We start from the raw sequence: 21,242 nt of genomic DNA on the forward strand, positions 1-21,242 counted from the left end.
GAGGGACTCTGCTTCAGCCGACGCGCTTTCCAAGTACGAGAATTCGGGTGCGCATGGCATTGACCATCCCTCCGACGCACACGAGGTGTCAAGTGGGCGGGACGCGAGTCTCAGCATGTGAGCCGCTGAGGAGGGGGATCGAGCCGCCCGTCAGAACCGGCTGGGCGGCGGTGCCGTCGGGCACCGGAAAGTCGCCGCGGGCCAGGGCACGGCGCAGCCGGTACTCGTCGAGCGGCCCGGAGAAGGCCATCCCCTGGCCGTGCGTACAGCCCATGGCGCGCAGCGCGAGGACCTGCTCCGGTACGTCGACCCCGTCGGCCACGGACTGCATGCCGAGGTCGCAGGCGATACGCAGGAGGCCGCTGGTGATCTTGTGCAGCCGGGCGGATTCCACGACGCCCTCGACGAGACCGCGGTCCAGTTTCAGCACGTCGATGGGGAGCCGGCGCAGGGCGTTGATCGCGGCGTAGCCGCTGCCGAAGCCGTCGAGCGCGATGCGGACGCCGAGCCGCCGCAGGGCTACGAGACGCTGTTCGAGGTCGTCGAAGGAGATGCGGGGGTCGCTGTCGGAGACCTCGATCATCAGGGCCCCGGAGGGCAGGCTGTGGCGGGTGAGCAGCGCCTCGACGGAGCCGAACGGCATGCCCTTGTCGAGGAGTCTGCGGGCGGAGAGCCGTACGGCGACGGAGACGGGGTGGCCGGCCCTGGCCCGGTCGGCGGCCTGCTCGACGGCCTTTTCGAGGAGCCAGCGGCCGAGCTCCGCGGTGCGGTCGCTGTCATCGGTGACGCGGAGGAATTCGGCCGGGGTGAACAGGATGCCCTGGGCGGAGCGCCAGCGGGCCTGGGCGGCGACGGCGGCGACGGTGCCGCTGGCGAGATGCACGACGGGCTGGTGGAGCAGGGCGAACTCGCCGTCGCGCAGTGCGGTGCGCAGCCGGGCCGCCAGCTCGGAGCGGCGTACGACTTCGGCCTGCATCTGCGGGGCGTACAGCTCGACGCGGTCCTTGCCGCGGGCCTTGGCGCGGTACATGGCGAGGTCCGCGTTGCGCATGAGGTCGCTGGGGGTGATGCCGGGCTCGGCGAAGGCGACCCCGATGGACGCGGCGACCCGGACCTCACCGGCGCCGATGGGGTACGGCTGGGAGAGCGTGAGGCGCAGCCGGTCGGCGATCTCGTGGACCTGGCATTCCCGGGCGGACTGGTCGCGGGTGCCGTCGCCGAGGATGATGGCCGCGAATTCGTCACCGCCGAGGCGGGCGGCGGTGTCACCGGCCCGTACGGATTCGTGGAGGCGGCGGGCGGCCTGGATGAGGAGCTCGTCGCCCGCCTGGTGGCCGAGGCGGTCGTTGACCGCCTTGAAGCCGTCGAGGTCGATGAAGAGCACGGCGGTGCCCGGGTCACCGGAGCGGCGGCCGCCGAGGGCCTGGCGGACCCGCTCGGTGAACAGGGCGCGGTTGGGCAGGTCGGTGAGCGGGTCGTGCTCGGCGTTGTGCTGCAACTGGGCCTGCAGTCGCACCCGTTCGGTCACATCGCGGCTGTTGAGGATCAGGCCGCCCTGGTGGCGGTTGACGGTGGATTCGACATTGAGCCAGTCGCCCGCACCGGATCTGAACCGGCACTCGATCCGGGTGGTGGGTTCCTCGGCCGGAGAGACGGCGAGGAACCGGCGCACCTCGTGGACCACCCGGCCCAGGTCGTCGGGGTGGATGATCGAGGAGAGCTCGGCGCCGACCAGGTCTTCGGCGTCGCGCCCGTACACCCCTGCGGCGGCAGGGCTGACATAGCGCAGGACGCCGGTGGGGGCGGCGATCATGATGACGTCGCTGGAGCCCTGCACCAGGGAGCGGAAGTGGTTCTCCTTCTGCGCCAGTTCCTGGGTGAGGGCGATGTTGTCGACGAGCATGATGCCCTGCCGGACGACCAGGGCGAGCACCACCGTGCAGCCGGTGAAGACCACGACGCGGTCCACTCGGCGGCCTTCGATGACGTTGTAGAGAATGCCGAGGGTGCAGACGGCGGCGGCGAGATACGGCGTCAGCGCGGCCAGCGATCCTGCGATGGGGCGGCTGGTCGGCCGTGGCTCGCCCCGTGGCGGGAAGGCGTGCTCCGGTGCGTTGGTCGCGCCCCAGGGGGCGTACGCGAGGAGCAGGGAACCGGCGAACCAGCCCGCGTCCAGCAACTGGCCGGAGTGGTAGGTCTGGCGCAGCAGCGGGGAGGTGAACAGGGCGTCGGACAGGACCGTCAGGGCGAGGGCGGCGATGGCGGTGTTTACCGCGGAGCGGTTGACGTTGGACCGCCGGAAGTGCAGTGCCAGCACCATGGAGACCAGCACGATGTCGAGCAGCGGATAGGCCAGCGCGAGGGCCGCGCGGGCCACGCTCGCGCCTTCCGCGTCCACGAGGTGCGCGGTGTGGGCGAGGGCGAGGCTCCAGGAGAGCGTGAGGAGCGATCCGCCGATCAGCCAGGAGTCCAGCGCGAGACAGACCCAGCCGGCCCGGGTAACGGGGCGTTTGGCGAGGACGAGCAGTCCGACGATGGCGGGCGGTGCGAAGCAGAGGTAGAAGGCGTCGGCGAGGGAGGGGCTGGGCACCTGGAGCCCGAGCAGGACCTCGTACCACCCCCAGACGGCATTGCCCCCGGCGGCCATGAGCGAGGAGAGCGAGAACAGCAGCCAGGCGGGCCGGCACCGGTCGCCCCGGGCCCGCCCGTAGAGGAAGCAGGAGACGGCCGCGGCCAGCGCGGCGGCGCTGAGGCCGAAATCCCCCATGAACAGGGCGAGTTCCTTCGAACCCCAGCCGAGGGCGGCCCCGACCGCGTAACCCCCGCAGACGAGGCCGAGCAGGACCTGCGACACCAGCGAGGACGCGCCGCCGGCGGTCGCCCGCCGGGAGAGGAGCGCCCCGAGGGCGCCGGCCGGCGCGCTCACCGTGGCGCACCCGGCGCCGGGTGCGCACGCACCCGGCGCCCCGCCGGGGCATCCACCGCGATGCCCGGCACCCACGACGCTCGCCACATGGTCGGGCCCGTCCGCGTACGCCCGGTGTGAAGAAGCCTCTTTGCCGTGCGGTCACACGCACCATGGACCGCGACGCCCGCTCCGCGGGCGGGGAGCGGGAAAGCCCGAGCTGCCCCGAGTCGCCGTCGGCTGCCCCGCGGTGTCGGATCGTTCGCCCATCGGCCGTGCATCGCCCGTCCCCCTCGCGTGTTGCGTCCTCCCCGGCGCCGTCCCTTCCTCGGCGCAGCGCCCCTTTCGGGACGATACACCAGACCAGTCACAGAGGGACATAGCTTATCTACTCTCCGTGACGATCAGGACGGTTGCCGGTACGGTGCGCAGTCGGGCGGCCCCGTAGCGTGGTCAGCCGGTTATGCGTACGACGTTCCGCACCGGCTCCCCCGCGGCGAACCGGCTCAGCTGCCCGGCCACCAGACGCTTGGCGCGCGGCAGGAACGCCGAGGTGCTGCCGCCCACATGAGGGGTGATCAGGACGTTCGGAGCATGCCAGAGGGGATGGCCGGCGGGCAGCGGTTCCGGGTCGGTGACGTCGAGAGCGGCGCGCAGCCGGCCGGACTCGAGTTCGAGCAGCAGCGACTTGGTGTCGACGACCCCGCCCCGTGCGACGTTCACGAGCAGCGCGCCGTCCGGCATCGCGGCGAGGAACTCCGCGCCCACCAGCCCTTGTGTGGACGGGTTCAGCGGGGTGGACAGCACGACGACATCGGCCTCGGGCAGAAGTGCGGGCAGGTCGTCGAGTGTGTGTACGGGGCCGCGTGCGGTTGTCCGCGCAGAGCGCGCGACGCGCGCCACCCGCGCGCACTCGAAGGGCGCGAGCCGGTCCTCGATGGCGGCACCGATCGAGCCGTATCCCACGATCAGCACGGACTTGTCGGCGAGCGCGGGGTAGAAACCGGACCGCCACTCCTCCTTGTCCTGCCCGTGGACGAACCCGGGGAAGCCGCGCAGGGAGGCGAGGATCAGGGCGAGGGCGAGTTCCGCCGTCGACGCCTCGTGGACCCCCTTGGCGTTGCACAGCCGTACTCCGTCCGGCAACAGGCCGAGGCCCGGCTCGACATGGTCGATGCCCGCGGAGAGCGTCTGCACGACCTGGACCTGTGCCATGCCGGCGAGCGGACGGACCGAGACCTCGGGACCCTTCATGTACGGCACGACGTAGAAGGCGCAGTCGGCCGGATCGGCGGGGTAGTCCGGTCCGCCGTCCCAGAAGCGGTAGGCGAGGCCTTCGGGGCGCCCATCGATCTCGTCGGCGGGAATCGGCAGCCATACGTCGGGAGTCTTCGTCGAAGTCATGGTCAGGAGGCTAATCGCCGGGAGGCTGCGCGAGGGAGGGTGATCGGCAGAGGTTACTTTGGGGTGCGTTGCGGTCCCGTGGCGGGGGCGGAAGGGTTGGGGGAGTTGGAGCGCAGGAGTCTCGGTGCGGCGGCGCTCGCCGTGGGGGCGGTCGGTCTCGGCTGCATGCCGATGAGCTGGGCGTACAGCGCGTCGCAGCGGCGCGGTGACCGTGCGTTGCGTGCGGTGCACGCCGCGCTCGACGCGGGCGTCCAACTGCTCGACACGGCCGACATGTACGGCCCCTTCACCAATGAGCTGCTGGTGGGCCGGGCGCTGAAGGGCCGCCGGTCCGATGCCTTCGTCTCCACCAAGTGCGGGCTGCTGGTCGGCGATCAGCACATCGTCGCCGATGGCCGCCCCGGCTATGTGCGGCGGGCCTGTGACGCCTCGCTGCGGCGACTGCAGACCGATGTGATCGATCTGTACCAGTTGCACCGGGCCGATCCCGAAGTACCGGTCGAGGAGACCTGGGGCGCGATGGCGGAGCTGGTGACCGCGGGAAAGGTGCGGGCGCTCGGACTCTGTGCGGTCGGGGCGCGGGCCTCGCGCAGGCCGGGTGCCCGAATGTATGACGAAACGATCCGTCAGCTGGACCGGGTGCAGCAGGTCTTCCCGGTGAGCGCGGTGCAGGCCGAACTCTCGGTCTGGTCGCCGGAGGCGCTGCAGTCGTTGCTTCCGTGGTGCTCGGCGCGGGGTGTGGGGCTGCTGGCGGCGATGCCTCTGGGGAACGGCTATCTGACGGGCACGCTGACCCCGGGGCAGGGCTTCGAGCCGGAGGACCTGCGGGCCAGGCATCCGCGGTTCACGGCCGAGATGATGGCGGCGAACCAGCCGGTGGTCGTCGGGTTGCGGCGGATCGCCGAGCGGCACGGGGCGACCGCGGCGCAGGTGGCGCTGGCCTGGGTGCTGCGGCAGGGGCCGCATGTGGTGCCGGTGCCGGGGACCAAGCGGGAGCGGTGGGTGGTGGAGAACGCGGGAGCGGCCGGGCTGACGCTGACCGCGCAGGATCTGCTGGAGATCGCCCGGCTGCCCGCCGCGCGGGGGTCGTGGGACTGACACCGACCCGGTCGACGGTCCCGGCTTCGGGATCGGCGATCGAGGGAATCGGCGGGTACAGGGAACCCTGGGGCGGCGCGGCGGTGTAAGAGACAGTAGTCAGGTGGCCGTCGAAGGGATCGATGCTGTGCGCGGTGTTGGGTTCGGATCTGTACGAGGCCCTGCGGGGCGTGGGGGGTTTCGGGGGCTGCGTCGGCGCGGAGGCGTACGACGCGGGTCGGTGGCCGCGCTGGCCGCGGGCCTGCTGCTGACCGCGGGCTGTTCCTCCGGGGACGGTTCCGGCAGCGCGTCGGGCGTCGGCGACCTGCCGTCCCGCCCCGTCCCCGCCGCCTCGGGTCCGTCGGCCTCCCCGTCCCCGTCGGTCTCCCCGCCGCCCGCGAAGGGCTCGGTGAGGGTGGTCTCCACTCTCACCGAGGGCCTCGACTCGCCGTGGGGGCTGGCCGAGCTGCCCGGCGGCGATCTGCTGGTCTCCTCGCGCGACAAGGGAACGATCACCCGGATCGACGGGAAGAGCGGGAAGAAGACCCTGCTGGGCGCCGTGCCCGGGGTGTCGCCCGGTGGCGAGGGCGGGCTGCTGGGCATCGCGGTCTCCCCCACGTACGGTTCGGACCATCTGGTGTACGCGTATTTCACGACGGCGTCCGACAACCGCATCGCGCGCATGCAGTACGACGAGAACGGCACGACGCCCGGCCGGCTGCTGGGCGCTCCGGACACGATTCTGCGGGGCATCCCGAAGGGCTCGATCCACAACGGCGGGCGGATCGCGTTCGGCCCGGACCACATGCTGTACGCGGGCACCGGGGATACGGAGGACGGCGCTCTCGCGCAGGACAAGAAGTCCCTGGCCGGCAAGATCCTGCGGATGACCCCGGACGGTCAGCCGCTGCACGGCAATCCGGCGGCCGACTCCGTGGTGTATTCGTACGGGCACCGCAATGTGCAGGGGCTGGCCTGGGACGGGCAGAAGCAGCTGTGGGCGTCCGAATTCGGGCAGGACACCTGGGACGAGCTGAACCGGATCGTGCCGGGTGGGAATTACGGCTGGCCGGTGGTGGAGGGCAAGGCCGGGAAGAAGGGTTTCATCGATCCCGTGGCCCAGTGGAAGACGTCCGAGGCGTCCCCGAGCGGGATCGCCTTTGCCGAGGGTTCGGTCTGGATGGCGGCCCTGCGCGGTGAGCGGCTCTGGCGGATTCCGCTGTCCGGCAGGGGCGACGGGGAACTGGTGGCGGCCCCGCAAGCGTTCCTGAAAGGTAGGTACGGCCGTCTGCGCACCGTGCTCGCCGCGGGCGGCAACAGGCTCTGGCTCGTCACGAGCAATACGGACACCCGTGGCACCCCGAAGCCGGGAGACGACAGGATCCTGGTGCTGGAGGTGCGGTAGCGGCTACAGCAGGTGAAAGGGCGTGCGGCCGGTGTTCAACTTCTTCGAGGAACTCTTCGCACCGGGCCGCAAGCATGCCGCCGAGGAACAGAAGCGGCTGGAGCTGACCAGGGTGGATCTCGGCGTCGGCGACCCGGGGCGCGGGCCGGTGGACCTGGCATCGGGGAAGGTGATCATCAGGGCGCCCGCTGACGGTGCCGACAGCGACGGCGGTGCCGGGACCGGTGCCGGCGGCGCTGGTGCCGACAGCGCTCGTGCCGGCGGCGCTGGTGCCGACAGCGCTCGTGCCGGCGGCGCTGGTGCCGACAGCGCTCGTGCCGACAGCCGCGAAAGGGCTCCCGGGCCGGATGTGCCGGACGGTCCGCAGGCCGGACCCGACGCCGGCACCGAGGAGGCTCCGGAGAGCGGGCCGCGGGCCTGACCGGGCGGTGGCCTCGACGGGGCGCCGGGGCGGTCAGGCCTGCGGCTCCGCCCTGTCAGGAGGTTTTCCGGGCGGCGGTGGCGGGGTAGAGGCGGAGCCGGTGGGCCAGGGCGGCCGCCTCGCCGCGGCTGGAAACGCCGAGCTTGGCGAGGATGTTGGAGACGTGCACGCTCGCGGTCTTGGGTGAGATGTAGAGCTCCTCGGCGATCCGGCGGTTGGTGTGACCGGCGGCGACCAGTCGGTGCACATCCTGTTCGCGTCGCGTGAGCCGGAAGGACTCCACCGCAGCCGCGGCCGCCTCGCGCAGGTGGTCCTCGGCCTGCTCCCGGTCCGCTGCCTCGTCGGCGGCGCGTTCCTGGGCGGGGAGGGTGACGGCGTCCGGTATCTCGTGGGCGGTGCCGTGGGCCGGGGTCCGGTCCGGGGCGGCGAGGGTGATGCGGGCGCGGCCGGCCAGCAGCTCGATGGTCTCGGTCATCGGGCGTGCGCCGAGCTGCCCGGCGGTGCGGTGGGCGTCACGCAGCAGGGTGGTGGCCGCGGGCCGGTCGCCGGAGGCGATGAGGAGGGCCTCGGCCCAGCGGTGGCGGATCTGCGCCAGCTCGTACGGGCGGTGGAGCGGGGCGAAGGCGGTGGCGGCGCGGGACCAGTGGTCGGGGGTGTCGAGACCTTCGGCCCGGGCCAGTTCGGCGTCGACCAGGAGACCGTAGGCGGCCCAGATGGGGACGAGCATCGGCAGCCGCTTCAGGTGGGTCCGGACAGCGGCGAGGATCGCCGGCCGGCCGGCGTCGGCGGCGGGCAGGCCCCGGGCGTCGGCCTCGGCAGCGGCGGCGGCATGGAGCAGCGGCAGGGCATACCGCTGGGTGCCGGGCGGGAAGCCCTGTTCCGACTGGACCTCGAACGCGGCACGCGCCTCGGCGAGCCTGCCCTGCTGCGCGGCGAGGGTCATGGCATGCCGTACGGAGGGGATGAGGTGCTGGGGCTGCGGGTCCCGGGTGCCGAAACAGCTTCGGCTCAGGGAGAGTTGGGTTTCGGCCTCGGCCAGGTCGCCCTGAGCGAGGGCCAGTTCGGTACGGCATGAGGCGACGAGCCCTTGCGCCTTGCTGGACCGGGCGGCGCGGGCCGCCGCGTCGACCGTCGCCCGGCACTCGTCCCAGTGACCGAGGGAGAAGAGCGAGGTGGCCTGGTTGCAGCGGACCCATGCCTCCATGTCGGCGATGCCATGGCTGCGGCTGATCTCGATGCCGTGGTCCGCGGCGGCCACCGCCTCCAGGGAGCGGCCCATGGATTCGAGGGTGGAGGGGAGGTTGATACCGGCCCGGCTCATGATGCCGACCAGGTGCAGCTCATCGGCGCGGTCGCGGACGGCATACATCTCGGCGATGCCTTCGTCGACGCTCCCGGCGTCGGCGGTGAGCCAGCCGCGGGTGAGCCGGGCGTGCAGTTCGGTGTACTCGTCGTCGACGAGCCGGGCGTACTCCACGGCCCGGTCGACGGCGAGCAGGGTCTCGGCGCCGGGGCGGTGCAGGGCGCCCCATCCCGCCACGCTCATCAGGACGTCGGCGTGGACGACGGACGGGGGCAGTCCGCGGACGAGTTCCTGGGCGTTGGCCAGTTCCTGCCATCCGTTGCCCCGGGTGAGGTCCTGCATGAGCCGGGAGCGCTGGACCCAGAACCAGGCGGCGCGCAGCGGGTCGTCCTCGCCCTCCAGGACGCGCATGGCTTTCTTGGCGATGGCCAGGGCCCGTTCGCGGTCGCCACCGAACCGGGCGGCGACGGTGGCCTCGGCCATGAGGTCGAGATAGCGCAGCGGGGTGGCGTCGGGGTCGCAGCTGCAGATGGGGTAGCTCTCGGCGTAGTCGATGGGGCGCAGGGTGCTGCGTACGTCTTCGGGGGCGTCGTCCCACAGCTCCATCGCCCGTTCCAGCAAGCGGAGTTGTTCGGAGAAGGCGTAGCGGCGGCGAGCCTCGACCGAGGCCTTCAGGACGGCGGGCAGGGCCTTGGCGGCGTCGTGTGCGCCGTACCAGTAGCTGGCGAGCCGGGTGGCGCGTTCGCCGGCGCGGACGAGGGTGGGGTCGGTCTCCAGGGCTTCCGCGTAGCGCCGGTTGAGCCGGGAGCGCTCGCCGGACAGCAGATCGTCGCTGACGGCCTCGCGGACCAGGGAGTGCCGAAAGCGGTAGCCGTTGCCCTCCGGGGTGGTGAGCAGCAGGTTGGCGCCGACGGCTGCCCGCAGTGCCTCGATGAGGTCGTCCTCGGCGAGCCGGGCGACCGCGGCCAGCAGCTCGTACTCGACGGCGGAACCGCCCTCGGCGACGATCCGGGCGATCTTCTGGGCGTCTTCCGGGAGCGCTTCGACGCGGACGAGCAGGAGGTCGCGCAGCGAGTCGGAGAGCCGGGAGTGGTCGCCGCTCTCCAGGCTGCAGGCGAGTTCCTCGACGAAGAAGGCGTTGCCGTCGGACCGTTCGAAGATCTCGTCCACGAGGGCGGCCTCGGGGGTGGCGGCGAGGATGCCGGTGAGCTGGCGGCGGACCTCGGCGCGGTTGAAGCGGGCGAGTTCGATCCGGCGGACGGTACGGAGCCGGTCCAGCTCGGCGAGGAGGGGGCGCAGGGGGTGCCGGCGGTGGATGTCGTCGGAGCGGTAGGTGCCGATCACGACGAGGCGGCCGCTGCGCACGGTGCGGAAGAGATAGGCGAGGAGATGGCGGGTTGAGGCGTCGGCCCAGTGCAGGTCCTCCAGGACGAGGACGACCGTGCGCTGCGCGGAGATGCGCTCCAGGAGTCTCGCGGTGAGTTCGAAGAGGCGGGCGGTGCTGTGCTCATCGGTCGCGTCCCGGTCGGCCACGCCGAGTTCGGGGAGCAGCCGGGCCAGCTCGCCCTCCTGTCCGGCGCAGGCGGCGGCCATCTCGTCGGGCAGGGTGCGGCGCAGGGCGCGCAGGGCGGTGGAGAACGGGGCGTAGGGCAGGCCGTCGGCACCGATCTCGACGCAGCCGCCGACGGCGACGACGGCCTCGCGGCGCACCGCCGCCGTGAGGAACTCCTCGACCAGCCGGGTCTTGCCGACGCCCGCCTCGCCGCCGATGAGCAGCGCCTGTGGCTCGCCGCCGGGGCCGTCGGCCCGGCCGGTGCCCTCGCCGGTGGCGCGGGTGAGCGCATCGATGAGCGAGGCGAATTCACCTGCGCGGCCGACGAATACGGGACTGACGGACCTGGTCTCCACGTCGCCGAGCATCGCACACGGGTCCGACACTGCGGGCCCCGTAATCCGGTCGCCGGCATCGCTCGGCCGCGTCATGTGGCTGCTAGGCGGCGTGGACGAACCGGTTCCGGTCCGTACTCGCCGGCCCCTCGGCCTCCTTGCTCACGGAATCACGACGGGCGGCTCGCCCGGAATCACGGGCGGCCCGGCGAGCGGCCCGGCGGGCGCGAAGGATCTCCTGGGCGAGCCGCTCCCGGTCGGCCCGGCGGCGCAGTTCGGTCGCGTTCATCTTGTGGAGTTCGAGCGTGTACATGTGCTTCTCCCGGAGGACGACGGCCCGTTGGGGCCGGGGGGCGGCAGTGCTTCTGCCGTGCCCCCACTGTCGTCTCCCAGGGGGTGCCGTCACATCGGGCGAGTTCCGCATCTTCGCGGAGTGAGGAGCCTTAGCCGGGTGCGGACACCGCCGCATACGGAGTCGGAGCCGCACCGGCGGATGCCTTAGACCGACCGGCAATTGGGGGGTGGTGCGTACTCACTGAGTGGCGACCGCGGTCGGCAGGGGCACGATGAGGTCGAAGTACATGGCGGCGGAGAGCACCACACCGAGGACACCGAGTGCGATGCCGGCGGTCGCGACGGCCCGCACCCAGCCGGGCTGCGGGTTCGGGGAAGGCGTACCGAAGGCCGGGCGGACCAGGGCGAAGATGCCGACCAGCAGGGCGAGCAGCGCGAAGAGGCCGTTGACCAGTGCCGTGGAGTGCCAGGCGTCGCCGTAGATCTCGGAGATCTGCTGGGCCGCGGTGCCACCGGACGAGGTCTTGATCTGTCCCATCAGGGTCTCGCGCTCGGCGGCGACCTTGCCGGTCCAGGACCCGGTGAGCGCGACGATGCCGAGACCGGCGGCGGCGACGGCCGCGGCGGCCGAACCGAGACCGGACGGCTTCTTGCCGGAGTCCTCGAAGTCGAGGTCGTCGAAGTCGGGGTCCGCGGACTCGGCGGCCTCGGATTCGGAGGCCGTGATTCCGGCGTCCTTCACACCGGCGTCCTTCACACCGGCGTCCTTCAAGCCGCCGTCCTTCACGCCGGCGTCGGGGGCGGAGCCCGTTCCCTCGTTGTCAGCCGGAGCGGCGGGGTCGGTGGGGGTGGTGGGGTTTGTGGGGGTCCTGGGGTTCATGCTCCGCACGCTAGGCGGAGCAGATGAGAACCCTCTTAACGCCCGGTCCCCGCCTGTGCCCGCAGCCGGTCCCGGCCCGTCCCCCGCCCCGGCCTCAGGACTTCCGCGCCCGCCACTCCGGGGCCAGCACGGACCAGATCTCCGAGTCGTGCCGCTCACCGCGGTACAGGTAGTTCTGGCGCAGCACCCCGTCGCGCGTCATGCCGAGCCGCTTGGCCACGGCGACGCTGCGGGTGTTCGCGGCGGAGGCGTCCCACTCCACGCGGTGCATGCCGCGCTCGTAGACCGCCCAGTCGATCAGCTTCTCCGCCGCCCGGGTGATCAGTCCGCGCCCCTCCGCCGCCGGTTCCAGCCAGCAGCCGACCTCGCAGTTCCCCGACTCCGCGTCGAAGATCCGGAACAAGACGCCGCCGACGAGCGTGCCGTCCAGCCAGATGCCGTAGAGGCGTCCCGTGTCCGCCGCCTGCTTCTCCGCGTACCGCCGGAGCAGGGCGCGCGCCGACTCCAGGTCGGTGGCGAAGGAGGCGAACGGGATCCAGGGGTCGACGAGCTCGCGGGCCCGGTCCACGTGGGCGAGGAATTCCGCCGCCTGCCAGATCTCCAGTGGACGCAGTTCCGCGCCGTCGTCACCCAGGGATATCGCGAACATCATGCTCCTTCTCGAACCGCTTCCGCCGCGTGCACTGTCCGCGCGCCTTCCACCGGCTCCATCGGTTGTGCTGCCTGCGGGATCTTCGCATGCGGCGCCCCGCGCTCGGGAGCCTCGATGCTGATCCGCGGCAGCCGCCGGTCCAGCCAGTCCGGCAGCCACCAGTTCGCGCCGCCCAGCATGTGCATGAGGGCGGGGACCAGCAGCGTACGGAGGACGAACGCGTCGAGGGCCACGGCCGCGGCCAGGGCGATGCCGAACATCGCGATGACCCGGTCCCCGCTGAGGACGAACGCGAGGAAGACCGAAATCATGATCACGGCCGCGGAGTTGATCACGCGGCTGGTCTCTGCGAGGCCGACCCGGACCGCCCGTCTGTTGTCCCCGGTCTCCTGCCACTCCTCGTACATCCGCCCCACCAGGAACACCTGGTAGTCCATGGAGAGCCCGAAGAGCACGGACACCATGATCACCGGCAGGAACGGTTCGATGGGCCCGGAGCTGCCCAGCCCCAGCAGTTCGCTCCCCCATCCCCACTGGAAGATCGCGACGACGACTCCGAACGAGGAGGCGACGGCGGCCACATTCATCACGGCGGCCTTCAGCGGAATGCCGATCGACCGGAACGCCAGCAGCAGGAGCAGACAGCCGAGCCCTATGACGACGCCGATGAAGAGCGGGAGCTTGCCGATGATGACCCGGGCGAAGTCGTCGTAGCCGGCCGTCACCCCGCCCACATGGGCCTGGAGCGAGGTGTTCGCCTCGGCCTGCGGGAGGACTTCCGTACGCAGCCGCTCGACGAGCTTGCTGGTCTCCTGCGCCTGCGGTGCCGACTTCGGTACGACGGTGACGAAGGCCGTACTGCCGTTGTTGCTGTACGTGACCGGGCCGGCCGAGGCCACGCCGTCGGTGGCCCGCAGGGTGGCCGGCAGGCCGTCCATCGCGAGCCGGTCGTCGGCGCCGTCGATCTGCGCGGCGATCGTCAACGGTCCGTTGATGCCGGGCCCGAATCCGTCGGCCAGCAGGTCGTACGCCTGCCGGGTGGTCGACGTGGAGGGGTTGTTGCCCTGGTCGGAGGTGCCCAGATGCAGGGAGAACGTGGGCAGCGCGAGCACCAGCATCACCACGGCGGCGAACGCGCCGAGCAGCTTGGGGTGGCGTTCGACGAAGGCGGACCAGCGGGCGGCGAAGCCGGTGGGCAGTTCGGGCTGCGGCCCGCGCTCGGCGAGTCTTCTGCGCTCGCGCCGGCTCAGCGCCCGCATGCCGATGAAGGACAGCAGGGCGGGCAGCAGGGTCACGGACGCGGCCACGGTCAGCACGACGGTGAGCGAGGCGGCGATCGCCACGCCGTTGAGGAATCCGAGCCGCAGGATCAGCATGCCGAGCAGCGCGATACAGACGGTGGCTCCGGCGAAGACGACGGACCGCCCGGTCGTCACGACGGCGTTCTGCGCCGCCTCGGTGACCGTCATGCCTCTGCGTAGTCCGCTGCGGTGCCGGGTGACGATGAACAGGGCGTAGTCGATGCCGACGCCGAGCCCTATCAGCATGCCCAGCATGGGGGCGAAGTCGGCGACGGTCATCGCATGGCCGAGCAGCACGATGCCCGCGTAGGCCGTGCCGACGGAGACGAGGGCGGTGGCGATGGGCAGCATGCTGGCGGCGAGCGAGCCGAAGGCGAGGAAGAGGACGACCGCGGCGACGACGACCCCGATGGCCTCGCTGAAGTGGGCGGACGGCGCTTCGGTGACGGCTATGGCCGAGCCGCCCAGTTCCACCTGGAGGTGGTCGCCGGCGGCCGCCTTCGCGGTGTCGACGACGGCCTGGACCTGCTGCGCCGGGATGTCCTCGGTCTGCTGGTCGAAGGTGACCGTGGCGTAGGCGGTGTGTCCGTCCTCGCTGATCTGTCCGGTGCCGGACGCCCCGTACGGGCCGGTGACGGCGCCGACACCGGGCAGCTCCTCGACCGCGTGCAGGGTGCTGGTCATCGTCTGGCGTACGTCGGCGGCCCGCACGGTGGAGTCGCTGGTGTGCCAGACGATGGTGTCGGTGTCACCGCCCAGGTTCGTGAAACCGCTCTTGAGGAGGTCGGTGGCCCGGCCGGCCTCCGTGCCGGGCACGTCGTAGTTGTTGGAGTACGCGGAGCCCGCGAATCCCGCCGCGGTGACCGTGCCGCCGAGGGCGACAAGCCAGATGAGTACGGCGATGAGACGGTGCTTGATGCACCAGCGGGCAATTGCAGCCAATGGACGTGCTCCCTGCCGGTTCGTGGTTCCTTGGCGGGACAACACATGAATTACCCGCAAAGAGCGCATGACCTGAGAACAGCCACTCTGGCAGCCAATGGTGATCGTTTGTCCCTTTCGTGGCCATACTCACAAGGGTCCGGGCTCACAAAGAGTCCCCGGCCGAGTCCCCGGCCCAGTCCTGGACGCACAAAGAGTCACGGACTCACCACGGCTCCTGGCGGGGGCGCCGTGCCGCTCTGCACGGCGTACGGCGCCCCGCAGCTCGGACCCGGATCAGCCGGAGACGCTCACCCGGCCGTTCTCGATGTGCCCCATCAGCCGGCGCCGGAAGACGTCGTCCCCGTCGACGGTGACGGCCAGGTCGTACCAGCCGTGCGCGTCTGCCGCCGAGTGGACGACCGTACGGCTCCGTCCCGGCTTGACCTTGACCGTCCGGGTCCAGTCCCGCAGATCCGCCTCCTCGACGTATCCGAGCGGCCGTACGGTGAAGGTGAGCGTCGTGCGCCCCGTGTTGCGCAGCGTGAGATGCAGATCCCGCTCACGCGCGTCGACCCGTGAGGCGACCTCGGCCCCGGCCGAGGCGCCGTCCTGTGCGGGCCCGGCGAACTCGCGCCGGAAGCCGTTCGGCCCCGTCACGGTGAACCGGTACGCCGTACCGGTAAGGGGCACCGTCCATTGCGCCGTGCCCCTTACGTCCCGGTGCTGCGGTACGGGGAACTCGCCCGCGTACGGATACAGCGCGAAGTGCGCGGACGAGCGCCCTGTATTGGTGAGGGCCACCTGCACCGCCCCGTCCACCAGCTTCGCCTGGGCGTCCGGCTGGTACGGCAGCGCGCGGGCCGGCCGGGCCCCCGGCTCCTGTACGGGCATGTGCTGCACGAGCGGCGGCTTCGGCGCCCAGCGTCCGCTGAACGGCGGGATGGTACCGGGCTGCTCCACGTCGGGCCGGCGCCACGCGCGCTTGAAGTCGAAGGCCGAGGTCAGATCGCCGGTGACGGTGCGCCGCCAGTCGCTGATGTTCGGTTCCTCCACGCCGGTCCAGCGCTCCAGGAAGCGGATCACGGAGGTGTGGTCGAAGACCTCGGAGCAGACGTAGCCGCCCACGGTCCACGGCGACACGACGAGCAGCGGTACCCGTATCCCGAGACCGGTGGGCTTGCCCTCCCACCGCTCCTCGGTCACCTCGGGCGGCGCGACCGGCGGCGGCACGTGGTCGAAGAAGCCGTCGTTCTCGTCGTAATTGATGAGGACGGCGGTGTGCCGCCACACGTCGGGGTGCTTGCCGAGCGCGTCCAGGACCTTGTAGACGATCGTCGCGCTGTGGATCGGCGAGGAGACGCTCGGGTGCTCGGAGTCGACGGCCGACGGCACCAGGTAGGAGACCTCGGGCAGCGTGCCCGCCGCCACGTCCTTGGCGAACTCCTCGGCCAGCGTTCCGGTCTCCACCCGGCGCAGCGCGCGCTCGAAGAGACTGCGTTCGGTCTTGTCCAGGGTGGCGACACCCTCTTCGAGCAGGCCGAACAGCCGCTCCCGCTGGGTGGCGTCGGCGCCCCGTACCGCCGAGTAGAACGACTCCATGTACGTATGGCCGCCGGTCTTCGCCAGTGCCTTGCGGGCGATCGCCTTGAAGGTGGCGAAGAACTCGATCTGGTTGTCGGTGAAGTTCTCCCACTCGGTGTACGTGCGCCAGCTGCGGCCTGCCTTCTCCAGCCGCTCCGCGTACGTGCCCCAGTCGTACCCGGGGTGCGTGCCCTCGTTGTACGCGTCGTTCCCGACGGCCCGCTTGCCGTTCGCCTCGTTGCCCGTCTTCCCGCTCCACAGGTGGTTGCGGTTGGGGCTGGTGGAGGTGTGGATGGAGGAGTGGTAGGCGTCGCAGACCGTGAAGGTGTCGGCCAGTTCGTAGTGCAGCGGGATGTCGCGGCGGTCGTAGTACGCCATGGTGGCGGCCGTCTTCGCGGTCACCCAGCCGTTCATCCACCCGCCGGCCCACGCCTTGCCGCCGCCGCTCCAGGAGTGGTCGAGCGCGCCGATGTACTGGAGGTCCTTCTTCTGCGTCGCGGCGGCGTCCCGCACCGGGAACGGCAGTACGGAGGTGCCCAGCGGAGCGGGCTGCTCGAAGACCGGCTTGCCGGAGGGCAGCTCGACGGCATTGCGGTCGCCGAAGCCGCGTACTCCTCGCAGTGTGCCGAAGTAGTGATCGAAGGAACGGTTCTCCTGCATCAGGATCACCACATGCTTGATGGCTTCGAGCCCGTCACCGCCGCCGGACCCCGCCGAGGGCGCCGGCTGCGCGGCGATCGCGGCCTGCAGTGACGGCGGCAGCAGCGACCCCGCCGCTGCGGCGCCGAGCGCACCGCCGCCGAGCGCGAAGAGCCTTCGCCGTGAAATGTCCGTGGTCAAGTGAGCCTCCCGAGTCCTGTGGTACAGCCGGGAAACTAATCAAGTCAGGTGGCGCCGGGAAGGATTTCGCACGGCTCCGTGGTGAACGTCCAACAGGTCGGCCGGAAAAGTCCAACCGCGCCCCGCACCGGGTCACACGCCGATCAGTTGCAGCGCACCCCACAGCGCCACCGTCGACACGACCGGCGTCGCCGGTACGGTCAGCAGCCCGAGGCGGGTGAAGTGGCCGAGGTCGGGCGCGGCGCCGTGGGTGTGCAGGATGCGGCGCCTGAGCAGGGTGGCGAGCGAGCCGACGCAGGTGAGGTTCGGGCCGACGTTCACGCCGATCAGGGCGGCGAGCAGCGGGCCGGGGCCGGCCGTCGCGACGATCGGGAGCAGGGCGAGGATCGCGGGCAGGTTGTTGATCAGGTGGGCGAGCACGGCCGCCACTGCGGCCACCGCCGGGTACGGCGGCGTACGCCTCCGGCAGTCCCCGGGGCCGTACGGCGGCGAAGGCCGGTACGCCGAGCAGGAACCGGTACGCCGAGCAGGAACACGACGGAGACGGTCTGGGCAGTGACGGTGTTCAGCGGACTTCGACTCTCCGGACGGGCGAAGGGGCGGTGCGCCCCATCATGGGTGCACCGCCCCCTCGGAGACATGCGTCGACCGCCCGGTGTACGGGGGCGGGTCAGCCCTCGACGCCGAGCTTCTCCAGGATCAGCTCACGGACCCGGGCCGCGTCCGCCTGGCCGCGGGTGGCCTTCATGACCGCGCCGACGAGCGCACCCGCCGCTGCAATCTTGCCGCCACGGATCTTGTCCGCGACGGCCGCGTTGGCGGCGATGGCCTCGTCCACGGCCGTGGACAGCGCGCCCTCGTCGGAGACGACCTTCAGGCCGCGCTTCTCGACGACGGTGTCCGGGTCGCCCTCGCCCGCGAGGACGCCCTCGATGACCTGGCGCGCCAGCTTGTCGTTGAGGTCGCCGGAGGCGACGAGCTCGGTCACCCGGGCGACCTGCGCCGGGGTGATCGCCAGCTCGTCCAGGGCGGTGCCGGTCTCGTTGGAGTGACGGGCCAGCTCGCCCATCCACCACTTGCGGGCCTGGTCCGACGGGGCGCCCGCCTCGGTCGTGGCGACGATCAGGTCGACCGCGCCCGCGTTGAGGATCGACTGCATGTCGAACTCGGAGACGCCCCAGTCCTCCTTCAGCCGCTTGCGGCGCAGCCGCGGCAGCTCGGGAAGTCCCTTGCGCAGCTCCTCGACCCGGTCACGGGCCGGAGCGACGGGAACCAGGTCCGGCTCCGGGAAGTAGCGGTAGTCCTCGGCGTTGTCCTTGATGCGGCCGGCCGTGGTCGAGCCGTCCTCCTCGTGGAAGTGCCGGGTCTCCTGCACGATCGTGCCGCCCGAGCTCAGCACCGCGGCGTGGCGCTGGATCTCGAAGCGGGCGGCGCGCTCGACGGAACGCAGCGAGTTCACGTTCTTCGTCTCGGAGCGCGTACCGAACGTCTCGGTGCCGTTGGGGCGCAGCGACAGGTTGACGTCGCAGCGCATCTGGCCCATCTCCATCCGGGCCTCCGACACCCCGAGCGCCCTGATGAGCTCGCGGAGCTCGGCAACGTACGCCTTGGCGACCTCGGGGGCGCGGGCGCCCGCTCCCTCGATCGGCTTGGTGACGATCTCGATGAGCGGGATGCCGGCCCGGTTGTAGTCGAGCAGGGAGTGGGACGCGCCTTGGATACGGCCGGTGGCGCCGCCGACGTGGGTCGACTTGCCGGTGTCCTCCTCCATGTGGGCGCGCTCGATCTGAACCCGGAAGATCTCCCCGTCCTCCAGCTGGACGTCCAGATAGCCGTTGTAGGCGATCGGCTCGTCGTACTGGGAGGTCTGGAAGTTCTTCGGCATGTCCGGATAGAAGTAGTTCTTCCGGGCGAAGCGGCACCACTCGGCGATCTCGCAGTTCAGCGCGAGACCGATCTTGATGGCGGACTCGACGCCGATCTCGTTGACGACCGGCAGTGCGCCGGGCAGGCCGAGACAGACCGGGCAGGTCTGGGAGTTGGCGTCCTGCTTGAGCTCGGTCGAGCAGCCGCAGAACATCTTGGTCTTGGTGCCGAGCTCAACATGGACCTCCAGGCCCATGACGGGGTCGTAGGACGCGAGCGCGTCCTCGTACGACACCAGGTCGGTGACAGTCACGGTGAAACTTCCCTCTCAGCCCAGCAGTACGTCGTCATCGCCGAGGCGCTTGAGTTCGCGCAGCAGCAGGGCGACACCGGTGGCGATGGCGGCGGCGGAGACAACGGCGTCGATCAGTCGGAGCGTGTCGTGCTCGTAGCGGGCCTTCCTGGCCTGCTTGATGACGCCGAGCGCCCCGAACGCGGTGGTGCCGATGGACAGATACGTACCGGTCTTGGACTTCTTGAAGCCCTTGGCCTTGGTCAGTGCGCTCACAGTGACGGAGCCTCCTCCAGCAGCGGGTGCCCCCACTTTTCCACGAAGGCGGCCTCGACGGCAGCTCCGACCTTGTACAGACGGTCGTCCTTCATGGCGGGGGCGATGATCTGCAGTCCGACCGGCAGGCCGTCCTCCGGGGCCAGGCCGCAGGGCAGCGACATGGCGGAGTTGCCGGCGAGGTTGGTCGGAATGGTGCACAGGTCCGCGAGGTACATCGCCATCGGGTCGTCGGCGCGCTCGCCGATCGGGAAGGCGGTGGTGGGCGTCGTCGGGGAGACGATGACGTCGACCTGCTCGAAGGCCTTCTCGAAGTCCTGGGTGATGAGGGTGCGGACCTTCTGCGCCGAGCCGTAGTACGCGTCGTAGTAGCCGGAGCTGAGGGCGTACGTACCGAGGATGACGCGGCGCTTGACCTCGTCGCCGAAGCCGGCCTCGCGGGTGAGGGCGGTGACGTCCTCGGCCGACCTCGTGCCGTCGTCGCCGACGCGCAGGCCGTACCGCATGGCGTCGAAGCGGGCCAGGTTGGAGGAGCACTCGGACGGCGCGATCAGGTAGTACGCCGACAGGGCCAGGTCGAAGGACGGGCAGTCCAGTTCGACGATCGTGGCACCGAGCGACTTCAGCAGCTCGACCGACTCGTTGAAGCGCTGGACGACCCCGGCCTGGTAGCCCTCACCGGCGAACTGCTTGACGACGCCGACGCGCATGCCGTCGACGCTGCCGTTGCGGGCGGCCTCGACGACCGGCGGGACCGGGGCGTCGATGGACGTCGAGTCCATCGGGTCGTGCCCGGCGATCGCCTCGTGCAGCAGGGCCGCGTCCAGGACGGTGCGGGCGCAGGGCCCGCCCTGGTCCAGGGAGCTGGAGAACGCCACCATGCCGTAGCGGGAGACGCCGCCGTAGGTGGGCTTGACGCCGACGGTGCCGGTGACGGCGGCGGGCTGGCGGATGGAACCGCCGGTGTCCGTGCCGATGGCGAGCGGGGCCTCGTACGACGCGAGCGCGGCCGAGGAGCCGCCGCCGGAGCCGCCGGGGATGCGGGTGAGGTCCCACGGGTTGCCGGTCGGGCCGTAGGCGCTGTTCTCGGTGGAGGACCCCATGGCGAACTCGTCCATGTTGGTCTTGCCGAGGATGACGATGTCGGCGGCCTTCAGCTTCTTGGTGAGGGTCGCGTCGTACGGCGGGATCCAGCCTTCGAGGATCTTGGAGCCGACGGTGGTCGGCATGCCCTCGGTGGTGAAGATGTCCTTCAGTGCGAGCGGGACACCGGCCAGCGGACCCAGCTTCTCGCCGGCCGCCTTCTTCGCGTCGACGACGCGGGCCTGCGCGAGCGCGCCCTCGCGGTCGATGTGCAGGAAGGCGTGGACCTTCTCGTCGACCGCGTCGATCCGGGCCAGGTGGGCCTCGGTGACCTCGACGGCCGTGAGCTCGCCCGACGCGATCTTCGCGGCGATCTCGGCCGCGGTGAGCTTGATGATGGTGCTGTTGTCCGTCATGGCTGTTAGTCCTCCCCCAGGATCTGCGGCACCTTGAAACGCTGCTGCTCCTGGGCCGGGGCGCCGGAGAGCGCCTGCTCGGGGGTGAGCGACGGACGGATCTCGTCCGCGCGCATGACGTTCGTCAGCGGCAGCGGGTGGGAGGTCGGCGGTACGTCTTGGTCGGCGACCTCGGAGACGCGGGCGACCGCGCCGATGATGTCGTCGAGCTGACCGGCGAAGTGATCGAGCTCTTCGCCCTTCAGCTCCAGACGCGCCAGCCGGGCGAGGTGGGCGACCTCCTCGCGCGTGATGCCAGGCATGCAGCGATCCTCAGGGGTTGGTGTGTGGTTTTGGCCCAATCCTATGGTGTCGCCCGCGACCCCTCCCGCCACCCGGGCGAACACCCTGGTCAGCCCCGCCTCACTCGCGCCCCCTGCGGGGCATTTCATGCCC

15 protein-coding genes and 1 pseudogene are annotated in these 21,242 nt (G+C 71.2%); 3 read left to right on the plus strand and 13 right to left on the minus strand.

Annotation, left to right across the window (positions count from 1 at the left end):
* Positions 1-88 precede the first annotated feature (88 nt).
* Both ACFVV1_RS18960 and ACFVV1_RS18965 read right to left on the minus strand, forming a co-directional pair.
* The gene (locus ACFVV1_RS18960) at positions 89-2,926 is read right to left on the minus strand and encodes a putative bifunctional diguanylate cyclase/phosphodiesterase (RefSeq protein WP_389990321.1); all 2,838 of its coding nucleotides are present in this window, start codon (positions 2,924-2,926) and stop codon (positions 89-91) included.
* 432 nt (positions 2,927-3,358) lie between these two features.
* Positions 3,359-4,309, minus strand: coding sequence for a 2-hydroxyacid dehydrogenase (locus ACFVV1_RS18965; RefSeq protein ID WP_389990323.1), 951 nt, complete (start codon positions 4,307-4,309; stop codon positions 3,359-3,361).
* Positions 4,310-4,414: 105 nt separating this feature from the next.
* Between ACFVV1_RS18965 and ACFVV1_RS18970 the strand changes: the two genes are divergently transcribed.
* From ACFVV1_RS18970 to ACFVV1_RS18980, 3 genes are all read left to right on the plus strand, one after another.
* Positions 4,415-5,407 carry an aldo/keto reductase gene (locus tag ACFVV1_RS18970; protein WP_389990325.1) on the plus strand — a complete coding sequence of 331 codons (993 nt, stop codon included), beginning with the start codon at positions 4,415-4,417 and terminating at the stop codon, positions 5,405-5,407.
* 220 nt (positions 5,408-5,627) lie between these two features.
* Entirely contained in the window at positions 5,628-6,791 is a 1,164-nt protein-coding gene (locus ACFVV1_RS18975; RefSeq protein ID WP_389990327.1) for a PQQ-dependent sugar dehydrogenase, read from the plus strand.
* A 22-nt stretch (positions 6,792-6,813) separates the two neighbouring features.
* Positions 6,814-7,212 carry a DUF6191 domain-containing protein gene (locus ACFVV1_RS18980; RefSeq protein WP_389990329.1) on the plus strand — a complete coding sequence of 133 codons (399 nt, stop codon included), beginning with the start codon at positions 6,814-6,816 and terminating at the stop codon, positions 7,210-7,212.
* A gap of 55 nt (positions 7,213-7,267) precedes the next feature.
* Here the strand turns inward: ACFVV1_RS18980 and ACFVV1_RS18985 are convergent, their stop codons facing one another.
* From ACFVV1_RS18985 to gatC, 11 genes and pseudogenes are all read right to left on the minus strand, one after another.
* Positions 7,268-10,435: an AAA family ATPase gene (locus ACFVV1_RS18985; protein ID WP_389990489.1), complete on the minus strand. Its 3,168-nt coding sequence runs from the start codon at positions 10,433-10,435 to the stop codon at positions 7,268-7,270.
* A gap of 70 nt (positions 10,436-10,505) precedes the next feature.
* On the minus strand, positions 10,506-10,715 hold the full coding sequence (locus ACFVV1_RS18990) for a hypothetical protein (protein WP_389990331.1): 210 nt from the start codon (positions 10,713-10,715) through the stop codon (positions 10,506-10,508).
* A gap of 219 nt (positions 10,716-10,934) precedes the next feature.
* Entirely contained in the window at positions 10,935-11,576 is a 642-nt protein-coding gene (locus tag ACFVV1_RS18995) for a hypothetical protein (RefSeq protein ID WP_389990333.1), read from the minus strand.
* Positions 11,577-11,670: 94 nt separating this feature from the next.
* Positions 11,671-12,225 (minus strand): GNAT family N-acetyltransferase, encoded by a 555-nt coding sequence (locus tag ACFVV1_RS19000; RefSeq protein WP_389990491.1) that lies wholly within the window; start codon positions 12,223-12,225, stop codon positions 11,671-11,673.
* Positions 12,225-14,471, minus strand: coding sequence for an MMPL family transporter (locus ACFVV1_RS19005; RefSeq protein WP_389990335.1), 2,247 nt, complete (start codon positions 14,469-14,471; stop codon positions 12,225-12,227). The genes ACFVV1_RS19000 and ACFVV1_RS19005 overlap by 1 nt, the downstream gene beginning before the upstream one ends.
* Before the next feature lie 276 nt (positions 14,472-14,747).
* Positions 14,748-16,874, minus strand: a complete 2,127-nt coding sequence (locus tag ACFVV1_RS19010; protein WP_389990337.1) for a phosphocholine-specific phospholipase C — start codon at positions 16,872-16,874, stop codon at positions 14,748-14,750.
* Positions 16,875-17,006: 132 nt separating this feature from the next.
* A pseudogene (locus tag ACFVV1_RS19015) lies at positions 17,007-17,327 on the minus strand (ArsB/NhaD family transporter); the annotation flags it as partial.
* 217 nt (positions 17,328-17,544) lie between these two features.
* Entirely contained in the window at positions 17,545-19,053 is a 1,509-nt protein-coding gene (gene gatB / locus ACFVV1_RS19020) for an Asp-tRNA(Asn)/Glu-tRNA(Gln) amidotransferase subunit GatB (protein ID WP_389990339.1), read from the minus strand.
* Between the two features lie 15 nt (positions 19,054-19,068).
* Positions 19,069-19,308, minus strand: a complete 240-nt coding sequence (locus tag ACFVV1_RS19025; RefSeq protein ID WP_389990341.1) for a hypothetical protein — start codon at positions 19,306-19,308, stop codon at positions 19,069-19,071.
* Complete coding sequence (gene gatA / locus ACFVV1_RS19030; protein WP_389990343.1) at positions 19,305-20,807, minus strand: Asp-tRNA(Asn)/Glu-tRNA(Gln) amidotransferase subunit GatA; 1,503 nt, start codon at positions 20,805-20,807, stop codon at positions 19,305-19,307. The genes ACFVV1_RS19025 and gatA overlap by 4 nt, the downstream gene beginning before the upstream one ends.
* Before the next feature lie 5 nt (positions 20,808-20,812).
* Positions 20,813-21,109, minus strand: a complete 297-nt coding sequence (gene gatC, locus ACFVV1_RS19035; protein WP_384455104.1) for an Asp-tRNA(Asn)/Glu-tRNA(Gln) amidotransferase subunit GatC — start codon at positions 21,107-21,109, stop codon at positions 20,813-20,815.
* Between the last annotated feature and the right edge of the window lie 133 nt (positions 21,110-21,242).

The organism is Streptomyces sp. NPDC058092 (assembly GCF_042884935.1).
Taxonomy (GTDB): domain Bacteria; phylum Actinomycetota; class Actinomycetes; order Streptomycetales; family Streptomycetaceae; genus Streptomyces.

What these genes read in the sequence shown, in the direction of transcription:
- gatC (WP_384455104.1), bottom strand. Translation starts at nt 21,109, where the DNA reads ATGCCTGGCATCACGCGCGAGGAGGTCGCCCACCTCGCCCGGCTGGCG.
- ACFVV1_RS18990 (WP_389990331.1), bottom strand. Translation starts at nt 10,715, where the DNA reads ATGTACACGCTCGAACTCCACAAGATGAACGCGACCGAACTGCGCCGC.
- gatA (WP_389990343.1), bottom strand. Translation starts at nt 20,807, where the DNA reads ATGACGGACAACAGCACCATCATCAAGCTCACCGCGGCCGAGATCGCC.
- ACFVV1_RS19000 (WP_389990491.1), bottom strand. Translation starts at nt 12,225, where the DNA reads ATGTTCGCGATATCCCTGGGTGACGACGGCGCGGAACTGCGTCCACTG.
- ACFVV1_RS18965 (WP_389990323.1), bottom strand. Translation starts at nt 4,309, where the DNA reads ATGACTTCGACGAAGACTCCCGACGTATGGCTGCCGATTCCCGCCGAC.
- ACFVV1_RS18995 (WP_389990333.1), bottom strand. Translation starts at nt 11,576, where the DNA reads ATGAACCCCAGGACCCCCACAAACCCCACCACCCCCACCGACCCCGCC.
- ACFVV1_RS18985 (WP_389990489.1), bottom strand. Translation starts at nt 10,435, where the DNA reads ATGCTCGGCGACGTGGAGACCAGGTCCGTCAGTCCCGTATTCGTCGGC.